Source organism: Bradyrhizobium sp. STM 3557, assembly GCF_045571465.1.
Classification (GTDB): Bacteria; Pseudomonadota; Alphaproteobacteria; order Rhizobiales; family Xanthobacteraceae; genus Bradyrhizobium.
On sequence record NZ_CP120697.1, the window covers coordinates 6,965,497 to 6,982,075 of the forward strand.

General features: G+C 63.9%; 19 protein-coding genes and 1 tRNA gene. 9 read left to right on the forward strand and 11 right to left on the reverse strand.

Translation table 11 applies throughout. The features are described from left to right. The first annotated feature begins 19 nt into the window (after positions 1-19). Positions 20-220, forward strand: coding sequence for a hypothetical protein (locus tag P6U24_RS32180; RefSeq protein ID WP_407156436.1), 201 nt, complete (start codon positions 20-22; stop codon positions 218-220). Positions 221-247: 27 nt separating this feature from the next. On the opposite strand, the gene tnpC is transcribed toward P6U24_RS32180, so the two are convergent. The 3 genes from tnpC to tnpA all read right to left on the reverse strand — a co-directional run bounded on the left by tnpC (position 248) and on the right by tnpA (position 2,675). Continuing rightward, complete coding sequence (gene tnpC, locus P6U24_RS32185) at positions 248-1,861, reverse strand: IS66 family transposase (protein ID WP_407153977.1); 1,614 nt, start codon at positions 1,859-1,861, stop codon at positions 248-250. A 62-nt stretch (positions 1,862-1,923) separates the two neighbouring features. After that, entirely contained in the window at positions 1,924-2,274 is a 351-nt protein-coding gene (gene tnpB / locus P6U24_RS32190) for an IS66 family insertion sequence element accessory protein TnpB (protein ID WP_407153976.1), read from the reverse strand. Next, positions 2,271-2,675 (reverse strand): IS66-like element accessory protein TnpA, encoded by a 405-nt coding sequence (tnpA, locus tag P6U24_RS32195; protein WP_407153975.1) that lies wholly within the window; start codon positions 2,673-2,675, stop codon positions 2,271-2,273. The genes tnpB and tnpA overlap by 4 nt, the downstream gene beginning before the upstream one ends. Before the next feature lie 430 nt (positions 2,676-3,105). Between tnpA and P6U24_RS32200 the strand changes: the two genes are divergently transcribed. The 4 genes from P6U24_RS32200 to P6U24_RS32215 all read left to right on the forward strand — a co-directional run bounded on the left by P6U24_RS32200 (position 3,106) and on the right by P6U24_RS32215 (position 7,474). Then, positions 3,106-3,402 (forward strand): DUF2061 domain-containing protein, encoded by a 297-nt coding sequence (locus tag P6U24_RS32200; protein ID WP_407156437.1) that lies wholly within the window; start codon positions 3,106-3,108, stop codon positions 3,400-3,402. A 521-nt stretch (positions 3,403-3,923) separates the two neighbouring features. Next, positions 3,924-4,451 (forward strand): ParB N-terminal domain-containing protein, encoded by a 528-nt coding sequence (locus tag P6U24_RS32205; RefSeq protein WP_407156438.1) that lies wholly within the window; start codon positions 3,924-3,926, stop codon positions 4,449-4,451. 226 nt (positions 4,452-4,677) lie between these two features. Continuing rightward, positions 4,678-5,862, forward strand: a complete 1,185-nt coding sequence (locus tag P6U24_RS32210; protein ID WP_407156439.1) for a cytochrome P450 — start codon at positions 4,678-4,680, stop codon at positions 5,860-5,862. Between the two features lie 802 nt (positions 5,863-6,664). Then, on the forward strand, positions 6,665-7,474 hold the full coding sequence (locus tag P6U24_RS32215) for a hypothetical protein (protein ID WP_407156440.1): 810 nt from the start codon (positions 6,665-6,667) through the stop codon (positions 7,472-7,474). A 645-nt stretch (positions 7,475-8,119) separates the two neighbouring features. On the opposite strand, the gene P6U24_RS32220 is transcribed toward P6U24_RS32215, so the two are convergent. The 4 genes from P6U24_RS32220 to P6U24_RS32235 all read right to left on the reverse strand — a co-directional run bounded on the left by P6U24_RS32220 (position 8,120) and on the right by P6U24_RS32235 (position 9,250). Next, positions 8,120-8,194 (reverse strand) — tRNA-Glu (locus P6U24_RS32220). Positions 8,195-8,289: 95 nt separating this feature from the next. Then, a complete protein-coding gene (locus P6U24_RS32225; RefSeq protein WP_407156441.1) occupies positions 8,290-8,436 on the reverse strand; it encodes a hypothetical protein in 147 nt (48 codons plus the stop codon). Continuing rightward, on the reverse strand, positions 8,427-8,699 hold the full coding sequence (locus P6U24_RS32230) for a DUF2846 domain-containing protein (RefSeq protein WP_407156442.1): 273 nt from the start codon (positions 8,697-8,699) through the stop codon (positions 8,427-8,429). The genes P6U24_RS32225 and P6U24_RS32230 overlap by 10 nt, the downstream gene beginning before the upstream one ends. A 215-nt stretch (positions 8,700-8,914) precedes the next feature. Next, on the reverse strand, positions 8,915-9,250 hold the full coding sequence (locus tag P6U24_RS32235) for a hypothetical protein (RefSeq protein WP_407156443.1): 336 nt from the start codon (positions 9,248-9,250) through the stop codon (positions 8,915-8,917). On the opposite strand from P6U24_RS32235, the gene P6U24_RS32240 reads away from it, so the two are divergent. Both P6U24_RS32240 and rpoH read left to right on the forward strand, forming a co-directional pair. Then, positions 9,249-10,301: an RluA family pseudouridine synthase gene (locus P6U24_RS32240; protein ID WP_407156444.1), complete on the forward strand. Its 1,053-nt coding sequence runs from the start codon at positions 9,249-9,251 to the stop codon at positions 10,299-10,301. The genes P6U24_RS32235 and P6U24_RS32240 overlap by 2 nt on opposite strands. Positions 10,302-10,519: 218 nt before the next feature. Then, on the forward strand, positions 10,520-11,419 hold the full coding sequence (rpoH, locus tag P6U24_RS32245; protein WP_407156445.1) for an RNA polymerase sigma factor RpoH: 900 nt from the start codon (positions 10,520-10,522) through the stop codon (positions 11,417-11,419). Between the two features lie 119 nt (positions 11,420-11,538). Here the strand turns inward: rpoH and P6U24_RS32250 are convergent, their stop codons facing one another. Further along, positions 11,539-12,774, reverse strand: coding sequence for a GGDEF domain-containing protein (locus P6U24_RS32250; RefSeq protein ID WP_407156446.1), 1,236 nt, complete (start codon positions 12,772-12,774; stop codon positions 11,539-11,541). Between the two features lie 374 nt (positions 12,775-13,148). Between P6U24_RS32250 and P6U24_RS32255 the strand changes: the two genes are divergently transcribed. Then, positions 13,149-13,229 carry a hypothetical protein gene (locus P6U24_RS32255; RefSeq protein ID WP_011924498.1) on the forward strand — a complete coding sequence of 27 codons (81 nt, stop codon included), beginning with the start codon at positions 13,149-13,151 and terminating at the stop codon, positions 13,227-13,229. A gap of 115 nt (positions 13,230-13,344) precedes the next feature. On the opposite strand, the gene P6U24_RS32260 is transcribed toward P6U24_RS32255, so the two are convergent. Together P6U24_RS32260 and P6U24_RS32265 are read right to left on the reverse strand one after the other, a co-directional pair. Continuing rightward, positions 13,345-13,956 carry a LysE family translocator gene (locus P6U24_RS32260; protein WP_407156447.1) on the reverse strand — a complete coding sequence of 204 codons (612 nt, stop codon included), beginning with the start codon at positions 13,954-13,956 and terminating at the stop codon, positions 13,345-13,347. A gap of 79 nt (positions 13,957-14,035) precedes the next feature. Next, positions 14,036-14,437, reverse strand: a complete 402-nt coding sequence (locus P6U24_RS32265) for a response regulator (protein WP_407156448.1) — start codon at positions 14,435-14,437, stop codon at positions 14,036-14,038. A gap of 153 nt (positions 14,438-14,590) precedes the next feature. Here P6U24_RS32265 and P6U24_RS32270 point away from each other — a divergent pair, with 153 nt between their 5' ends. After that, on the forward strand, positions 14,591-15,430 hold the full coding sequence (locus P6U24_RS32270; protein WP_407156449.1) for an SDR family NAD(P)-dependent oxidoreductase: 840 nt from the start codon (positions 14,591-14,593) through the stop codon (positions 15,428-15,430). A 219-nt stretch (positions 15,431-15,649) separates the two neighbouring features. Here P6U24_RS32270 and P6U24_RS32275 read toward each other — a convergent pair whose 3' ends face one another. Beyond that, positions 15,650-16,456: a lytic murein transglycosylase gene (locus tag P6U24_RS32275; RefSeq protein ID WP_407156450.1), complete on the reverse strand. Its 807-nt coding sequence runs from the start codon at positions 16,454-16,456 to the stop codon at positions 15,650-15,652. Positions 16,457-16,579 lie beyond the last annotated feature (123 nt).

Sequence of the window (16,579 nt, forward strand, 5' to 3'; positions counted from 1 at the left end):
GCGCGAGGCGAATGGTCTGATGATGCTTCGCACGGCAATTCGCCATGCCATCAATGCTGCGACATCGGTGCCGGCTGATTCAGGTCCGGTTCTTTGCCCGGAATGGACCGATCCGGATTTCAAGCATCCGCTCGCGGGCGGAAAACGAGCAAGCGATCGCGAATGGCGGTTGCTGTCGCATGAGTCCGAACGTAAGTATCCGGTGAAGACCGCGGGTTAGTCGATTGCCGCCCCGCCAGTCCAAGGATCAGGCGACGAGCTTCTGGGCTGAGAGCTTCCAATTCCAAGGCAGAAGCTGGTCAAGCGTGCGGATGTTGTGGTCGTTGATTCGAGCGAGGACGTCGGCGAGCCAAGCCTGAGGGTCGACGTCGTTGAGCTTGGCGGTCTGTATCAGCGTGTACATCACGGCGGCCCGTTCGCCGCCGCGATCGGAGCCGGCGAACAGCCACGCCTTGCGGCCGAGTGCGATGCCGCGCAACTCGCGCTCGGCGGCGTTATTGGTCAGGCAGATGCGGCCGTCGGAGAGAAAGCGCGCGAACGTCTCCCAGCGCTTGAGCATATAGTCCATGGCCTTGGCGACCTCGGAGTGCCGTGACAGCTTAGCGCGCTCGGTGCGCATCCAGATCTGCAGATCAGCGACCAGCGGCGCAACGCGCAGCGCGCGCTCGGCGAGCCGTTCGAGCGGCACCCGGCCGTTGATCTTGCGTTCGACGTCAAAGATCGCGTCGATGCGCTTCACCGCCTCGAACGCCATCGGCGCGATGACGGCGAGTTTGCCACGCGCCTTGGCGGTGACGTCGGCGAGCACGAAGAACTTGCGCCGAGCATGCGCCCAGCAAGCGGCCTCGGTGATCGGCCCTCCCTTGCGGCCGGCCTCGTACAGCCGGTTGAAGCCAGCGTAGCAGTCGGCCTGCAGGATGCCGCCATAGCCGTGCAGGTGACGCTCGGCGTGCTCGCCCGCGCGGTCGCGCGAGTAGAAGAACACTGCCGCTGGTGGATCGTGGCCGCCGAATGGGCGATCGTCGCGCACATAGACCCAGGCCCGTCCAGTCGCCGTCTGGCCCTTGGCAAGCACTGGCACCGGGGTCTCGTCGCCATGGACGCGGTTGCCCGCGAGCACGTGCGCACGGATCAGATCATGCAGCGGCCGCAGCAGCGCCGCGCAACCGCCCACCTGGTCGGCGAGCGTCGACAGGCTCAGCGCGATGCCCTCGCGCGCGTAGCGCTCCGACTGGCGATTGAGCGGCTGGTGCTGCCCGTACTTCTCGAACAGGATCATCGCCAACAGAGAAGGCCCGGCGAAGCCGCGCGGCAGAACGTGGAACGGCGCAGGCACCTGCGTGATCTTCTCGCAGTCCCGGCAGGTGAACTTCTCGCGCACGTATTGCACGACCTTCCACTGCCGCGGCACCACCTCCAGTGTCTCAGTAACATCCTCGCCGAGCTTGGCGAGCCGGGTCGAGCCACAGCAGGCGCAGGCATCGGGACCGGGCAGCACGACCCGCTCGCGCGGCAGATGCGCCGGGAACGGCTTGCGCGCAGGCTTGTTGCGCGGGAACGCAGACAGCGGCGGCGTCTCGCCAACAGCAGCGGCTGTCTTCTCGGCCGCAAGTTCGTCCTCCGCCGCAGTTGCTTCCAGCTCCTCAAGCTGAAGCTCCATCTGGTCAAGGAGCCGCGCCTTGTGCTCGCTGCGCTGTCCAAAGAGCTCGCGCCGCATCTTCGCAATCGTCAGACGCAGATGCGTGATCAGAGCCTCCGCGCCAGTCGCCTCGGCACGCATCCGCGCGATCTCGGCGTCGCGATCGCGCAGCAGGCGCGTCAATCTCTCGATCTCATCCGTGGGAGAATCACTGGGGCTCATCGCCAATGATGGAATCACAGGGCGCGCGGTTTGTATGCCCTTCCTATCGCGCTCCAACGCGTTCAGCCCGCCGCCTCCGGCCGCCATGTCCGCTGCGGCAGCCGCCAGTCGATCCCTTCCAGGAGATACCCGAGTTGGGCCGGCGTGATCGCCACCGTCCCGTCCGCCGGCGACGGCCAGATGAAGCGGCCGCGCTCCAGGCGCTTGGAGAACAGGCACATGCCCTGGCCATCGTGCCACAGCACTTTGATCAGGTCGCCGCGCCGGCCGCGGAATACGAACAGGTGGCCGCCATGCGGATCGCGCTTGAGGGTCTCCTGCACCAGCAGCGCCAGCCCATCGAACCCCTTGCGCATGTCGGTGCGGCCTGTCGCCAGCCACACCCGCGCCCCGCTCGGAATAGGGATCGTCATCGCCGCTCCAGCGCGCCGATCATCCGCGCCAGCGCACCGGGATCGACGCCTTGCTCGACGATGACCCGCAGCCCATCCGCAAGCACGATCTCCATGCGTCTGCACCCACCAGCGGGAGGCGGCGATGCCGCCGCGGCCGATCCTCCATCCGCAATCACCGCTTCGGCAAACGACACGGGCTCGGCATTCCCGCCCAGTCGCCCCTTGCGTGCCAGCCGACGCCAGGTGAACAACTGACCGGTCGACAAGCCATACCGCCGGGCGGTTGCCGAGACCTGCCGCGTGCCGCTATCGCTCTCGGCGACGATCCGCCGCTTCTCTTCCAGCGTCCAGCGACGCCGCGACCCGGTCTGGATCACCTCAAGCCGCGACACCTTCGGCATAGTCGTATGCTCAGTCATACGACTATGTCTTCGCGCCTCCCTGCATCAGCGCAAGGCGGTTCTCACCGGAGGGGTACGGCCGAACGCCCAACGATCAGCCTTCAGGTCCGGCCGTCGCGCTCGAACGCAGGTTCTTTCCGCTCAGATGGTCTCGGCGTTTGCGCTCGGCAGAAGGTCTCGTATGGCCATCGCGGCCACGGTAACCTTAACAATTGCTTTCAATTGTCGATAAAATTTTATCGATTACCATGATGATCAGTCGGGCAGCCGGTGGACCCGCTGATGAGGGGTCCAGCCGAAGCGGCGCAACGGCCTCGGCGACATTCAGCGACGATGACGACGGCATTCTCAATGTTCAGCGCGAAGGCTCCCGAGAAGCGCGCGGCGCACGGCCCATGAGGGTCTGCCGGACACTCGGAGCACGGGAAAAACCGAGGAGAGCATCCCAATGCGCAAGGCGATCGCGAAGGCCCTCACCTGGCGACTGATCGGAACCACCGAGATTTTTGCGATCTCTTTTTGGACAACGGGGCACATCGCGACCGCCGGGCACACCGCCGCACTCGCAGCCGTCACCTCGGTTCTCTTGTACGTGGTGCACGAGCTGGTCTGGAACTGGCCCGAAGGCCGGACGGACATGATTGGTCTATCGCGTATTCGACTGACACCGGCCTTAAGGGTTGGCAATGACGTGTTCGTGGAGCCCGGACATTCGGCGATCTCGACGCCGCCGCGCGCAAGCTGATGGAAATGGCGCACGCAGTCGGGATGGTGAAGACTCGCCGCATGATGGCGCGCTGGACAAAGGGCGCGTGAGGCGATCCGAATAGCCGCTGAACAGGGTCACCGCATGGTGGACGGCACCGATATCGTGCAGCAAGCAGGGCGGATCAGCGCCGCGTCATCCGCCGCGATGCGCCTTGCATGCGCGCGCCGCCCATCACGCATCGAAGCGACCAGGAGGGCGTTCCTGCCGAATGACGGATGACGCTCCGCGAATCCGCCCCACGCGTGCTGAAAGCAAGGCGCTGACATCGCGACCCCGTCGATTTCGCGATGGACCCATCGCGGACGAAGGGACGCCACCATTGGTCCCGATCACCACGCTTGCGGCCCGAAGCGCAATGTCACTATTGTAGAGGCGCGCACCGGCTTCTGCATGCCTTCGCGATGCCTCGTTCCGGACTTGGGATTCGTTGCAAGTTCCGGCCGGTCCGTTGGAGCGGGCGTGATCACGAGGGAGCGCCAACTGACGGAGCAAGGCCTGTGTCCGAACCGCAAAGCTTTCCCATCGAAAAAATTCACGTTCCCGAGAAGAAGCGGAAAGCGCTCAAACCCGAAATCGTCGAGGACATCGCAGAGAGCATCCTGGACATCGGACAACGCGAGGCCATTCTCGTCCGTCGCGAGAAAGACCATTTCGTGCTGGTCGAGGGCCTGCATCGGCTGGAAGCCTGCAAGGCGCTCGGCGAACGCGCCATCCTTGGCGTGCTGATCTCGGCCGAGGCCGCCCGCCAGCGGGAGCTCCCGCCTCCACCCGTCGACCCCGAACGCGAAAAGATGGAGCGCCTGCGAAAACTCCGCCTCGAAAAAGAGGCGGCGGAGAAGCTCGCCGCTCCATCAAGAGCTGCCACAGCGACGGACGCCCCGACGCGTCAGCGCGAGTACCCGGAGAAGACGATCCGCAGCAAGCTCTCCACAACGTCGAAACAATCGCGCCCCAGCCAGGGATCAACCCCCCGGACGTTGTCGGATTGGATCAAACAACAAGAGCGCAGCGGTGGTCGATATTGACTCGCCACAAACGATCGCCTCCTAGACAGCTCGGATGGCGCAGGAACTTTGTGGCTGAATAGCAAATAGCTCTTCTGCTTGCTCCAGTAGCGGAACCGCCGAGGTCAGAATTCGTTCAGAACAGACGATCGTCCTGCCAACGCATCGGACCAGGATTGCACGGCTCCGTCCGTGCCACTATCCTCAGGCTAGACATGCGCTGGCCCGTATCCAACAGGATCGCCCCATGCCGACCGCGAGCTTGGCTCCCCTGGACGAGACCATCACGATCGCGGAGCTGACGCGCGATCCCTATCCGATCTACCGACGCCTGAGACGCGAAGCGCCGGTGTTGCGGGTCAAGTCGGTGGGCCGTACGTTCCTCACGAAAGCGGCTGATACCAAATATGTGAAGGACAATGCGGCGCTGTTCTCTTCCAACGATCCGAACACGCCGATGAAGCGGGCCTTCCTCGCGCATACCTTGATGCGCAAGGATCACGACGAGCACCGGGCCGAGCGCATGGCGATGATGCCGGCGCTGATGCCGAAAACGATCGAAGCCGTCTGGGAGCCGCTATATACCAAATTCGCCACTGATTATCTCGACCGGCTGCCGCGCGGCGAGGTGGTCGATCTCTTCCCCGCCCTCGCAGGACCGCTGGCCGCGCGTATTCTCGCTGAAGTGATGGGCGTTCCGGACGCGAGCGACCAGGACATGCAGCGGTGGTCGCAGACCCTGATCGACGGTGCCGGAAACTTTGGCTGGACGCCGGGGCCGTTCGACGCGACTGACCTCGCCAATGCGGAGATGGACCGATGCATTCGCGCCAATGCCGAACGCGTGCGGGCTGAACCGGATTCGTCGGCGCTCTCCTTCATGGTCAACGCGAAGAACCCGATTCCGGAAAGCCAGATCATCGCCAACATCAAGATCGCGATCGGCGGCGGCATCAACGAGCCGCGCGACGCCCTGCTGACGATCCTCTACGGCCTCCTGACCAATCCGGAGCAGCTTGCTGCCGTGCGCGAACAGGACAGATGGCGCGCCGCCTTCGAGGAAGGGGTGCGCTGGGTGGCGCCGATCCAGGCGAGCTCACGCCTCGTGATGGAGGACACGGAGATTCGCGGCTGCCTGATTCCGAAGGGCGACACCGTGATGACGATCCAGGCCTCCGCAAACCGGGACGAGGATCTGTTCGACGACGGCGAGAACTACAACGCGCTGCGCGACCCCAATCCCCACCAGGCCTTCGGCAACGGCCCGCATCATTGCGCCGGCGCCCACCTCTCCCGCCGCACCGTCGGCGCCATCCTGCTGCCGATGCTGTTCGAGCGTTTTCCGAACATGACGCTGCCGGATCCCGCGGGCGTGCGGTGGCATGGGTTTGGGTTTCGCGGGCCGCTGAATTTGCCGGTTCGGCTGCAGTAGGATTGGGGCCGGGGGCTCATTCTGCTGCGTGTTGCCCGCCTCCTATCGTAGCGGCGGGAGAGCAGATCTATCCGTGATGGCGCCAAGCACTCGGTCTATCTGGGGCAAAGGGTGCGCCTTTCCGGTCCATGCGATATACTCAAGCAAACTTATCGGGCCGACGGTTTTTCGAAGCTGCGGGAAAGAAACGAACACTCTATCTGAGACACTGCGAACAAGAATGCTATCAGCGTCCACGGTCGGATCAGTGATGGACACTTGAACTCGATGACCACTCGGGAAGATGATGCTGAACACGAGTCCTTCTCGTCAGGCCGCGATCACAAACACGAAGCCACCCGGCACTGCCAGCACGCTGTGCGAGCGATCGTTTAGACCGCCAAAATATGATTGCATCCTAACAGGAATATCAACTGTTGGCCTCTCTGCGGGTCCAGAGCAAGCGCCGCAATTGCTTGGTAGCGCGCCGACCACACCGGCCGCGCTTTTGCCGAGGCGTTGCATCGACGCCTAGGGACCCTAGGCCGCGGACTCCAAATTGCGCAAGTTCAAAGCAAGCAATATAGATTCGGTAAATCGAGCGTTTCGAAGCGGACCTGCAAGCCAACACGCTGTTATCTGGCCCCTGATATTTGGAACCATCAATAAGCCGTTAGCCGTCCGCCTCGTCGTGCCCATCGCCTTGACTCATTTCGAAGTCAGTCATTTCCGACTTAACACAACGAGCTACATTACGAGGATTCCGAAGAAGCTGCAATTGGCTCGGGCCCGAATAGATACGCTTGGATCCGGAGCCGTAAAGATGGTCGTTGGCGCGGCCACGCATGCGTTCGTGTCCAATGGATGGACCCTCGATGTAAACAGCTTCGACGAGGTGCACGGCTCGTTGGGCCAGGTCTCATCAAATGTTTTGGATGCGATCGACAGTTTTTTCGGCGCACTAAGAGTGGCAACGGGGATTAGCACGGGATATGCTCAGGTATTGTGGGCGCCGAGAGGTTGGGCACTGGATTACTACTGCAACTTAACGCCCGTCTACGGAGCGACGCTAAGGCGATATCCAAACGAATTTGACAATTATGGATGGGTGAAACAGGGCGCGACGGTGACTGCCGAGGAGCTTGGCGCGGCACGTCACATTTATGAAGCTTTGCTCAATAGCGAGAGCGAAGCAATTAGGCTTGCGTTCAATCGTTTGAATGGATGCCTCACTCGTGACGATGCAGCGGACGCCATTCTCGACGGCACGATCGGTCTTGAAGTGCTTCTCGGCGACGATCAGAACCAATCGCTGTCGTACAAACTTCGCCTTCGCGCTGCCGCCCTCGCAATGCATCGCGCGGACCCGGCCTATCCGCCGTCCGAAATCGCCATGAAGGTTAAGCGACTCTATGAGGCACGCTCGGCTATCATGCACGAGCAGAGAAAGAAACGCTCCAAAAAAGCAGCCGAACCGGCTGACGACCTCAATTCGAGAGAGAGGCTAATCGCATCGGACTTGCTTCGCTTCGTGCTCAAAGTGCTTCTTCATACTCCGCAGTATCAAGACCCGATCAAGATCGACGAAGGGCTACTGCTTCGCGGCGACGACATAGAACCAGAACCACGCTAGATGCCGCGCGCCAATAATTCATAGCTCGCCCCCCGCATCCCACCCATGCCCAAATTGCCCGTCGTGCCACTCCGTCGCGGGCGGTCCGGCTTGTGTCGTCGGGCAAATCAGAACGATCCTCCTCGCCGTCTCGCGCTCACTGGAGGGGCGTTTCGCGATCGTCACGGACCGTGGAGCGTGGGATGCGGTGGCCGCATCGGGTCGCAGTACGCGAGTATGGTTGCGGTGCCGAAGGCCGCGAAGCGCAAAGTGCGTTTGCGGTTTTCCGGCCAAGACCATGCTCAAGATGCGTGCGGACGAACGATTCTGTGCGGACGGTCAAGCCGTGTGGTCCCGACACCCCGACGCTGGTGTCTTGGTCGGCGACGATGCCGATGACGGGGCAAGCAAGCCCGGTCCCCTGGGAGAGCACGGAGCAGCCGTGAAGACCATCGCGCAGGGAAGGCCGGATGTTCGGCTCGTACCTGTGGTGACTGCCGCCTGCTTTCTTTGTTGCAGGCGGGCCATGGGTGCGGCCTGCACCCGGCCTTCCCTGCGCCTTCTCCATGAGGGCGTCCACGAGAGCAAAGCTCGGACGCGAAAACGCGCCGCGAGGCAGCGAAGCCGCGCCATCAGGTCGGAGATGAAGGGGAAAAGCGCCTGGAATGGCGCTCCCTAGGGGAATCGAACCCCTGTTTCAGCCTTGAGAGGGCCGCGTCCTAACCGCTAGACGAAGGGAGCGTGAGGTGAACCGCATAGCCGCGAAATCGGCGCACCGCAAGACGGGCGGGGAAATTTTCGTCAGCAATGTTGCGGAACGGCTTTCGTCCCTCGCCTCAGGGCACCTGCAGCTGGGCCATCAGCGCGGCGCCCGCGGCGGGCTCCATCCGATAGATCGTGAGCCCGGACATGGCGCCGGCAAACCAGGATTTCGACTGCATCGGTGTGCCGCTGCCGCCCGCATAGGCCTGATTCAGCAGCACCTGGCCCGGCGCTCCGGAGGCTTGCGACCCGATGTTGAATAATAGAACTGCCCGGCGTCGACCTGGATCTCGGTCTCGTACGCCATCGACACCCCGTTGTCGGCGGTCAGCGTGTGGGCGCCGGCGGGACGATCGACGAAAAGATAATAGCCGTTGCGGAGCGCACCGACGGACTTACCGTCGACCTTGACCTCGGCCGTAGCCGCCGTGCCGCCCATGGCGCCGACGAGGCCCTTCTCACGAAGGGAATACAGTCGCGCCATCTTCGCATCACGCTGCTGGTTTGCGATTCCAGCGCGGCCGAGCCGGCACAGGCCGCCAGCAGCAGCGCCGCCCCCAGCAGGCTCAATGCGCGATAGAGATATCCAGTCATTCCGCCCCACCCCAGAGTTCCCCGGGGGCTTTAAAGCAAAGGCGGAACCGGCCGACAATGATACCGCCGGTTGCAGCGACCGCTACTCTGCGCCGAACCCGCCCGTTACGGCTCGACGGCGAAGCGCAGCCGGCCGACGGGTTTCAAGGTTTTCGCATCGAAGGTCCGGAGCTCGGTGGTGCCACCGACATCCAACGTCACCGCCAGCCGGTCGCCGGCCGCCGCCGTGGAAACCACCCGGGCGCCCTTCGGCAGCACCGCGGTGACGTCAGGCCCCGACGCGCTGCTTCCCTCGCCGCGGAAAAGGCGGTAGCCGATGGCAACCAGCAGGACCGCGATCGCCACCGACGTGGTCACGCCCGCAATCATCATCATGCGCCGCAGACGCGCCATCAGCTGAGCCTGCTCGGGAGATGGTTCGGGCGCAACGGTCACATTCATGGAAATCTCAGGCTCGCATCTTCAAGGCTTGGTCACGGTGGTCGTCGCCGGCGACGAGGGTTCGGCGCGGCTCGACCGGGTGCTCGCGGCGCGGCTGCCGGAACTGTCGCGGTCCCGGCTGAAGGCGCTGATCCTGGCGGGCCAAGTCAGCATCAGCCAAGGCAGCATCGGCCAAACCAGCACGGGCCAAGCCAGCATCGGCGCGGTTCGCGACCCCGCTTATCATGTCAGCCGCGGCGAGACGATCACAATCGACGTGCCCGAAGCCGCCCCTGCCGAGCCCGAGGCGGAAGATATTCCGCTCATCATCGTCCACGAGGACGCCGATATCATCGTCATCGACAAGCCGGCCGGCCTCGTGGTGCATCCGGCCGCCGGCCACGAGCGCGGGACGCTGGTCAACGCGCTGATCGCCCATTGCGGCGCGAGCCTGTCCGGCATCGGTGGCATTAAGCGCCCGGGCATCGTGCACCGGCTCGACAAGGACACCTCCGGGCTGATGGTGGTCGCCAAGAACGACCTCGCCCACCAATCGCTGAGCGCGCAGTTCGCCGATCACGGCCGGACCGGCGAGATGGAGCGCGGCTATCTCGCGTTTGCCTGGGGCGTGCCGCACCGGCAGCATGGCACCATCAACGCACCGATCGATCGCCACCCGCACGCGCGCGAGAAGATGGCGGTGCGCCCGCATGGCCGCGAGGCGGTCACGCATTACGAGGTGCAGGAGGTGTTTTCGGGCCGCGACGGCAAGCCGGTCGCGAGCCTCTTGGCGCTTCGATTGGAGACCGGACGCACCCACCAGATCCGGGTGCATCTCGCCCATCTCGGCCATCCGCTGCTCGGGGATGCCGTCTACGGCCCGCATTTCAAGACCAAGGCGAACCAGCTTGCGTCCGAGGCGCAGGCCGCGCTCGCCGCCCTTGGCCGGCAGGCTCTGCATGCTTATATGTTGGCCATCGAGCATCCCCGGACCGGGGAGATTCTGCGCTGGGAGTCCGATCTGCCTGCAGACCTGCTCCACCTCCGCCGGGCCCTGGAAGCGGCGCTATGACGCAGGCCCGTTGGAAAACAGCAACTATACCAAAAGGTTATACCAGGCACACGCGGACGTGACCCCCGCAATCCTTCCACGGAAGGGGGCACATCGTGTATATTGCACCTGCGTCGAATAACCGGCGCAGGAACATCGCCAGCCGGCCGGCTTTAAGGAAAGCGACCGTCTTGCCTGGCCCGCCGCTATCGGGGGCCTGAACCACTGGAGGGCGCTCAATGGCCCGTACAGCTACTCTACCGGTTCTCAACGGAGAATCCGGACTTGCCCGCTACCTCGCTGAAATCCGTAAGTTCCCGATGCTGGAACCGCAGGAGGAGTACATGCTCGCCAAGCGTTGGCGCGAGCATGACGACAGCGACGCAGCGCAAAAACTCGTCACCAGCCATCTCAGGCTCGTGGCCAAGATCGCGATGGGTTATCGCGGTTATGGCCTGCCGATCTCCGAGGTCGTCTCGGAAGGCAATGTCGGCCTGATGCAGGCGGTGAAGCGGTTCGAACCCGAAAAGGGATTTCGTCTCGCCACCTACGCCATGTGGTGGATCAAAGCGTCGATACAAGAGTACATTCTGAGATCCTGGTCGCTCGTCAAGATGGGCACCACGGCCAACCAGAAGAAGCTCTTCTTCAACCTGCGCAAGGCCAAGAGCCGGATCTCCGCGCTGGATGAGGGCGACCTGCATCCCGATCAGGTTAAGCTGATCGCCAAGCGCCTTGGCGTGACCGATCAGGACGTGGTCGACATGAACCGCCGCCTCGGCGGCGACGCCTCGCTGAATGCGCCGATCCGCGACGACGGCGAAGCCGGCGAATGGCAGGACTGGCTGGTCGACACCTCGCCCAACCAGGAAGCCATCATGGCCGAGCACGAGGAGTTCGATCATCGCCGGCAGGCGCTGACCGGTGCGATCGGCGTGCTCAACCCGCGCGAACGCCGCATCTTCGAGGCGCGGCGCCTGGCGGATGAGCCGATGACGCTCGAGGATCTCGCCGCCGAATTCGGCGTCTCCCGCGAGCGCGTGCGCCAGATCGAGGTCCGCGCCTTCGAGAAGGTGCAGTCCGCGGTCAAGGGCGCCATCGCCAAGCAGGAGGCCGCGGCGCTGGAAGCCGCGCACTAAAGCGCGGCAACCGGCCTCCAAGGGATGGCCGAATTGCAAGGGATGGCCGAATTGAATGGCTGGAAGCCGGCGGCAACGCCGGCTTTTCTGTTGCCGCGCTGGTCGTCGGAGGGCCGGATTTACTCCGCCGAGCTACGCTGGTCGGCAAACAATGCGGCCTCGAGCGCCGCCTCGATTCCGGGCGCGAGCGAAGGGGCGCCATCATAGAGCGCGTAGCGGTTCTTGCCTTCCTTCTTCGCCGCATAAAGGGCCTGATCGGCCAGCGCAACCAAGCGGTCGGGGAAGGCGCCGACCTCGCGGGTCCACTCCGCGACGCCGATCGAGACCGCGATCGGAATCTCGACGCCGGTACAGGCCTGCGCATCGTCGCGGCAGACCTGCAGCACGCGCTCTGCGATCATCGCGCCTTCGCGCAAGGTTGACCCCGGCAGCACGATGCAGAACTCGTCGCCGCCAGCGCGCGCGAGCATGTCGCCCGGCCGCAGCCGTGTCTGCGCCATCAGCGTGAAGTGCTGCAAACAGGCGTCGCCGGCCGCGTGACCGTAGGTGTCGTTGATGGTCTTGAAGCCGTCGAGATCGATCACCAGCAGCGCGAACGCCTCGCCCGAGCGCTCCGAGCGCGCGCACTCCTCGGTCATCCGCTGCATCAGGTAGCGCCGATTGCCGACGCCGGTGAGATCATCGAGCAGCGCCAGATCAGCCACCTCGTTGCGCAGCCGGTCCACGGCCATCAGCAGGAAGGCGAAATTCCACGACAGGCTCAGAAAGACCAGGAGCAGCATCAACAGCGTCTGCAGGCCATTGAAATCGGCGAGCGTCAGCGGGCCCCCGATCTGCAGCACCGCGCAGGTCGAACGGACGACATGCAGGCCAAGGATCATGATCGCGATGCTGCAGGCCAGCCGCGCGCCGGGATTGGTGCGATTGAAATGGCGGCCCAGCATCAGCTTCAACGTCGAAAGCAGCCCGATGGCTTGGCCGATCGAGTAGACGACAATGCGCATTCCGATATCGTCGACCGCATAGACAAAGAAAGAAAGCCCCAGGGCGGTAGCCGCGGTGACCGCCACCGGCATGCGCCAAGAGGCCGGCGCGTCATAGAAGCGCCGCACGCCCACGGCCGCGAGGCAGCAGGCCAACACCATCAGGCTGCCGCCGACCACCAGCGGGAAGAATGGCTCGATGACGCCGCGCAGCATCGTGATCGAAGCGCCGGTCGATGCACATAGCGACGCCCCCGCCCAGTAGCGCGCCGCCTCGAACTTCGGATAGGCCCGCGTAACATAGACCCAGACCAGGCCCATGGCGAGGAAGTTGAAGATAATCACCACCCACAGCGTCGGAACGCTCAGCATCGCAGCAGCAGGACGCGCGTCGTCCTCTCCCCTCTGTTTCCGAACGTCTGGTTCATGATCATCCCTGCAAATGCCGGCAACATGGGACCGGCGCGCTTAACGGACCCTCAATGGCGCCGGCGAGATCACGCCTTGGTTGTGAATCAATGAAGAGCGGGTTTGCGCGCCGTTAACCCTATGTGGCCGCTCTCTCGCGCGCGCGGAAATCGCCCGGAATGCAAGACACTTGTGGATAAAGGGGTGACAGGCGGGCGTGCGGTGAGGCAGCGCGACGCGAATCTGCTGGGATCGATGTTCGAGGATGTTGCAAGGATATAGTCCGAGAGAGCATGCCTCGAGTCGCGTTTCACTCCATCACTCCTTGAGAGGACACAATGGCGAAGAAGGCGAAGAAGGCCGCCAAGGCCACCAAGAAAACGGCCAAGAAGACCAAGAAGGCCGCCAAGAAGAAGTAATCTAGACTAGCGTGTTGCTTCCCGGGTGGGGCACCGCTTCACCCGGGCTCTCGCCGCGCCTGCGGCTCTCTCCTTCCCAGCTGAAATCGAGGCGCGGCAAGGGCGTGGGTCCGCTTCAGCGCTCCGTGAGGGCGAGCCGCGCCCCGAGCAGCACGAAGCCGCCGGCAAAGGCGCGGCGCATCCAGTTCATCACCCGGGGCCTCGTGATCACACGCTCGCGCAGGCGCGCCGCGAACATCCCGTAGATCACGAACACCACGAACGTCATCGCCATGAAGGCCGCGCTGAGCACGAGCATCTCCTTAAGCGGATGCAGCGCGTCCAAGGCGATGAACTGCGGCAGGAAGGCGAGAAAGAAGATCGACAGTTTCGGATTGAGGATGTTGATCAGAAAGCCGGTCGCAATCACCTCACGGTTCGTGCGCGCCCTGCTCGGCGGCTCGACGGCAAGCGCGCCGGTCTCGCGCAGCGTCTGCCAGGACATATAGAGCAGATACAGCACGCCGCACCATTTCAGCGCCGCGAACGCCAGCGCGCTGGTGTGCAGGACGGCGGCAAGCCCGAAGATCGCAGCCAGCATCGCCGGGATGATGCCGAGCGTGCAGCCGAGCGCCGCCGCGATGCTGGCACGGCCGCCGCGCGTCAGCGCCACCGCGAGCGTATAGAGCACGCCGGTGCCGGGCGAGGCCACGACGATGAGGGACGTCAGCAGGAATGCGGTCATCACAGCAAGCTCCCCCGGCGAAAATCAGTGTTGCCTTGCTGCTATCACGGCGCGCGCGGCGGCGGAAGCCGGCCGCACCCGCCTACTCCCGCCGCCCAGCCGCGGACTGGCTCGTGACCAGCGCGGTCTCGGCCTCCCGCAGCACGTCGAGCGGCGCCCATGGCTTCGCCCAGAACTTGGCATTCTCCGGCAGCGGCTGCGGCGGCGGCCGGCCCGAGGTCACCACCACGTTGAGGCGCGGGTTGCGCTGCTTGGCGATATGCGCCAGCTCCACGCCGTTCATGCGACCGGCAAGCTGCACGTCGGTCATCAGCAGCAGGACGCGGCCCCCGCTCCGCTTCAACACGAGCTCGGCAGCCTCGGCGCTTTCGCAACTGATCACGTCATAGTCACTCTCCTCCAACAGGAGGCTCATCATCTCTCGCTGCATTGGATCGTCTTCTACGATCAGCGCCGTTGCGCGAAGGGGCTTTGCTTGTCCCATGGGGCCTCCCGAAAAGGTGCGAGTTGCAGCAGTAACGTGGGTTAAAAAAGGAACCCTCGGATGGTTCGGTTCCAATTTAAAAAAGTGCCACAAAACCTCCGAAAACTTTTGGGTGCACGCTGATTTGCATTCTGACAACCATCGGGAGGAACAATGACGACAATCAGGGGGGCCGGCGCGGCGGTGACGGGAGCGGCGGGGGGCATCGGACGCGCGCTCGCTATCGAGCTTGCTACAAGGGGCTGCGATCTGGCGCTGGCCGATCGCGACCAGGCCGGACTGAAAGAGGTCGCCGCCGAGATCGCCGCAAGCACGCATAGCAAGGTGACCGTGCACTGCATCGACGTCGCAGAGCCCGCCGCGATCAGCGCCTTCGCGCGAGATGCGTGCGCCGCGCATCCGGCGCTGAACATCCTGATCAACAATGCCGGCGTCGCGCTGTTCGGCCAATTCCACGAGATCGACCAGGCCGAGATGGAGTGGCTGTTCGCGATCAACTTCTGGGGCGTCATGCATGGCACGCGCGCCTTCTTGCCGCATCTGTCGCGCATGCGCGAAGCACATATCGTCAACCTGTCCTCGATCTTCGGCATCATCGCACCACCCGGACAATCGGCCTATGCAGCTGCGAAGTTCGCGGTGCGCGGGTTCTCGGAAAGCCTGCGGCATGAGCTCGCGGCCGCGCAGAGCCAGGTCAGGCTGTCGGTGGTGCATCCGGGCGGCGTGGCAACCTCGATCGCGCGCAATGCGCGAATGGGCAGCGGCGTCACTGACAACGCGCGGCGCGTGGAGGCGATCGAGCGATTCGACAGGCTTGCGAAGACCTCGCCGCGCGATGCGGCGCTGCGCATCGCCAAGGGCATCGAGCGCAACGAGCCGCGCATCCTGATCGGCAATGATGCCCGCTTCATGGACCTGCTGCAGCGGTTGTTGCCGGGCACGTATTGGCGCGTGATGGAACGGCGGTTGGCGAAAGCGGTGAAGGAGGGGTGACCGTCTGCCGGTCACCGTCACGAACTGCGTTGTTGTATTCGATGTCATCGCCTGCGACGCTGAGCCATCCAGAGCTGAGGCAAGGAGTCTGGATGCTTAGTCGCCTACGGCTGCTCGCAATGACGGTTGTGGATGGAGCACACTCATTCCTCCGCCGTCATTCCGGAGCGCGCGTAGCACGAGCCCGGAATGACAGCAGAGGATGCGGAGACACCCGTCCTATCTCCCGATCAACCTGTCAGCAAAATACGCGATGGTCTTGCGATAGATCACCGCGTGATTCCACTCGCGCATCGCCTCGAAATTCTCGCTGCCCTCTTCGTAGGAGCCGCCCATCTTGAAGCCGTTGGTGTGCAACAGGTTCGCCGTGGAGGCCAAGACGTCGGGCACGCTGTGGCGCAGATCGACACGGCCGTCGCCGTCGAAATCGACGCCGTATTTGATGTAGGACGACGGTAGGAACTGCGTCTGCCCGATCTCGCCGGCATAGGCGCCGATCAGGTCGCGCAGAGGCAGGTCGCCGCGCTGGACGATCTTCAGCGCCGCCAGCAGCTCGCCCTGAAACAGATCGGAGCGGCGGCAATCGTGCGCCAGCGTGGCGAGCGTGCGGATTACCGGCAGCTTGCCCATATCGCCCTTGCCGAAATCGGTCTCCAGTCCCCAGATCGCCACCAGGATCTGGCGCGGCACGCCATATTGCTGCTCGATGCGCGACAACAGCGCCGCGTGACGCTGCAGCATGGCACGGCCGCCATTGATGCGGCCCGAGCCGACGCGGGTCGAAACATACTGCTCGAATGTCTTGGTGAAGGTGTAGCGCTGGCGACGGTCGAAGGCGAGCACGCCGGGATCGACGCTGACGCCGCCGAGCGCGCTCGATACCACGCTGGGCGAGATGCCGGCCTGTTGCGCCTCCGCGGAGAAGCTCGAAATGAACGAATTGAAATCGCCGCCACAGCGGGCGGCCTGCGCGGAGCTTGCCGCAAGAGAGACCGCGAGCAACACAGCCAGACGACGAATCAGCATGCAATATCCTTCTTGGGTGACCATAGATGGCGCAGATCATGCCATGGCCGCAACGGCGCCGTCAAAAACGGCGAGGATCGCAGAGCCCGGTTGATACATTTGATCCTGGTCAAGCCGAGATCG